This window comes from Microcoleus sp. N9_A1, from assembly GCF_036701795.1.
Taxonomy (GTDB): domain Bacteria; phylum Cyanobacteriota; class Cyanobacteriia; order Cyanobacteriales; family Microcoleaceae; genus Microcoleus.
The window spans coordinates 1-3,567 of the sequence record NZ_JAUBRI010000157.1; the positions used below are offsets into that span (position 1 = coordinate 1).

Annotated in this window: 2 pseudogenes; one reads left to right on the forward strand and one right to left on the reverse strand. The window is 39.9% G+C overall.

The features are described from left to right. Positions 1–107: 107 nt before the first annotated feature. Positions 108–1,307, reverse strand: a pseudogene (locus QUA58_RS30990) (ISAzo13 family transposase). Between the two features lie 400 nt (positions 1,308–1,707). Here QUA58_RS30990 and QUA58_RS30995 point away from each other — a divergent pair. Continuing rightward, positions 1,708–3,071: pseudogene (locus QUA58_RS30995) on the forward strand (IS4 family transposase). The last annotated feature ends 496 nt before the right edge of the window (positions 3,072–3,567 follow it).

Here is a 3,567-nt window from a genome sequence, read left to right on the forward strand (position 1 = left end):
CTGCCGAATTATCACTGTCTGGTGTTGTTTCATTGACTCATACAATGCCGCCCCCTTTTTACCAACCTTGGATCTCCGAGGCCTCCACAAAAAAAATGATCCAACAGCTATGTGGGTTTAGCGAAAATTTCCACAAACCATTTTTGAAGATTGGGGAGGCGATTAATCTGGGTTTCAATTTCTGCCATAGCTAACTTGTTGAGTGTAACTCCTGTGGAGTAAATTGTTTCTACCAATGTCACTACTGGATTTTTATCCTTAAATGTGAGAGTTTTGGCGAAATTTACTACAGTCTCAACAGTATCCAGTAAACTACCATTCCAATGATTTTCCCACCAACCAAAACAACGTTCTATCGGGTTATATTTACTATGATATGGCGGATAATAAGCCAGTTGTAACGTCAGTTAAGATGATGTGGCGAAATCCAGAATCCGTTTCCTAAACTGAGTGCGACGAGAATTATTTTCTGGTCCATTATCCTGATTGATGACCAATTTTTGAATGTGACTAAAACGGTGTTTGACCGTTTGCCACCAATTTTCAAGTAAGTCAACTATACAATCAGCCGTTAGTTTAGAAGTAACGAAGAATAAAAATAACTCGTTGTACTCAGGCAGAAAAATGCCATAGGGAATCACAGTTGATTCAGTCGCAAAATCGTGATCTAGTGCAATAGTTGGCATCCGAGTTTTACCACCTCGATCAAATTCTCCAACTTTGACTGCCGCCTTAGCATCAATGGAGATTCGGAGAGTATTAGGGTCATGGTCAGCTTCTGTATTAATTTGTGTTACCTGTTTAAAAATGGCTTCAGTTTCGGGGATTTTCTTGATGGGTTTAGTTTTAAGAACTCGTTTTAAGCTCTAACCCAAATCATTCAATCTTCGTCGAATTGTTTCTACTGAAGGTAGTTCTTCATCACTATAACCAAATTGTTCTATTAGTTGACGACGGACTTCACTGGCGGTGATTCGTGTATATAATCCTGTACTTTTAAAGCTAGGGTCAATTTGACTTTGTGGGTCTACTAACGATTTAATATCCTTCAAGAAGTTGGGTAATTTTGTTTCAACCCGTTGCCGCCCACTACGGTGGAACCCATCAATAATTGGCTGACCACTTTTCAACTCTTGCATCCCTTTACGGATGGTGCGTCTATTCCATCCCAACTCCCGTTCTGCCAAGGTTTGTCCACCTATTCCCAAACCTTTGACTACGAATGCCATGAATTGTCGTCTGTCAGTCCCTTTGAGTTTTTTAGCTGTTTTGATGTAAAGAGATTTGGCGTACTCAGTCAGTTTCATGATAGATTTTAGAGACATAAGATAGGCTGCACACTGAAGTTATCTTTCTGTTATTATAGGATCATTCATTCTGTGGGACTGTCTCCAAAGCCTGTTCTTCCGATTTGTTTTGCATGAATTAGGATGGGATTTTCCATGATTTATTTTGTTTCTAACTTCTCAAACCCAGTCTAGCTGGACTTGTGTGTACACGGTAGCCTTCTTAAGGGGGGGGGACAAGAGAAGAAGGGGACACTCTTGCTAGCGCTATCTCAACCGAGGCGACAGGAGAAGGGGACACTCTTGCTCCCCCCTTCTTAAGCTATGCTTTATAAACATCTTTCTTAACAAGAAAGTTGACAAAAATTAACATCTGTGCTGTTGAACGATTGGGCGCTCGCCCAGGAATGAGGTTAAAATGATCAATCAATGGGTAAGACAAGAATTAGAAAAAACTCAATTGGGAGACGCAAGAAGAACAAATAGATTCATGAAAATTGTTTCTAACTTGAGTAACAAACCAACATCCAGTGTACCTGAAGCTAGTGGAACATGGGCAGAAACTAAGGCTACTTACGATTTCTGGGATTCACCATATATAAAACCAGCTCAGCTTAGGAAAGGACACGTAGATGCGACGCTTTCAAGAATTAAAAATCATCAAATTATCTTGGCAATACAGGATACAACCGAATTAAATTATACTACGCATGAAGCAGTCAAAGGAGTCGGATATCTTGATAATAAATATGCTCATGGATTGAAAGTACATTCAACTTTGGCAGCAACAACAGAGGGGCTACCATTAGGCATGATCGACCAATATGTCTGGGCTAGAGAGCCAAAATTTTTAGGTAAAGCGGATCTACGTTCTCAAAAACCAACAGAAGAAAAAGAAAGTCAAAGATGGCTTGATGCTTTAAAAAACACGTCATCTATCATCCCGAATTCGCAACAAGTAGTCACAATTGCCGATAGAGAAGCTGACTTTTATGACTTGTTTGCATCTGCGAACCGTGAGAAAGCAGATTTTTTGATTCGAGCTACTCAAAACAGATGTTTAGAGTCTTCATCGAACCATATTAAAGAAGAGATGGAATTGGTCGAACCGCAAGTTACAATGACTGTGGAATTGAAGCGCAACCCGACTCGACCATTTCGACTGGCGACTTTAACTATTCGGTATAAAACCTTAACTATTCAACCCCCTCAAAATCGTGCTAAACAAGAGAAATTAAGTCCGATTAAACTGCAAGTTATTTTGGTCAGAGAATCCGAGCCACCTTCTGAATCGTCAGCAGTTGAGTGGTGGCTAGTGACCACTTTACCTATTACTTGTATTGAGGATGTGACTACTTATGTTAGATGGTATAGTTATCGGTGGTTGATTGAGCGTTATCATTATGTATTAAAAAGTGGTTGTGGCATTGAGAAGCTACAATTAGAAACAGCAAAAAGGTTAGAAATGGCTTTAGCTACTTATTCTATTGTAGCTGTTTGCTTTACATTACTTATGAAGCTCGGCTCGCGACCGATTCCAGTTGTGAAATTCTGTTAGAGCCTCCAGAATGGCAGGCTCTTTATGCAACAATTCATCACAAAATTTATTCTCATTCTTACCCACCGACTTTAGGAGAAGCGGTTGGTTGGATTGCTAAATTGGGAGGTTTTTTGGGACGGAAACATGATGGTGTTCCAGGAGTTAAGACTTTGTGGCGTGGATTGAGAAGATTGGATGATATTACGATGGGTTGGCTGCTATTTAATCAACTGAAAACAACTTGAATCGGTATGTTTAGAGGTTTAAAATAGCTGTTATGACAAATTATGTTGATGATCTAAGTGATAATTTTGGTAAACCGCCGCCAAGGGCAGAAAAACATTAGATTGCTGTTTGTCCAAAATGTGCCATCGGGAAAAACCCCCAGATCCCTTGAGCAAACTCATTACAAGAGGCAGATATCAATGAACATTTTTTGCAGGATAATTGCCATTCAATCAGAAGCGAGATCCCCAATGGCTCCTACACAAGTAGTTACTTTTGTCAAATTTCTTGTTAAGAAAGATGTTTATAAAGCATAGCTTCTTAAGGGGGATTTAGGGGGATCTGGCCTCGGCAACAAACGAGAAATACAAAATGTGCGATCGTACACAACATAAACCATAAAGTTCGATCGCTCTTCCTCTTCAACCCCTCTGAGCTCCTACCGTGTACACACAAGTCCAGCTAGACTGGGTTTGAGAAGTTAGAAACAAAATAAATCATGGAAAATCCCATCCT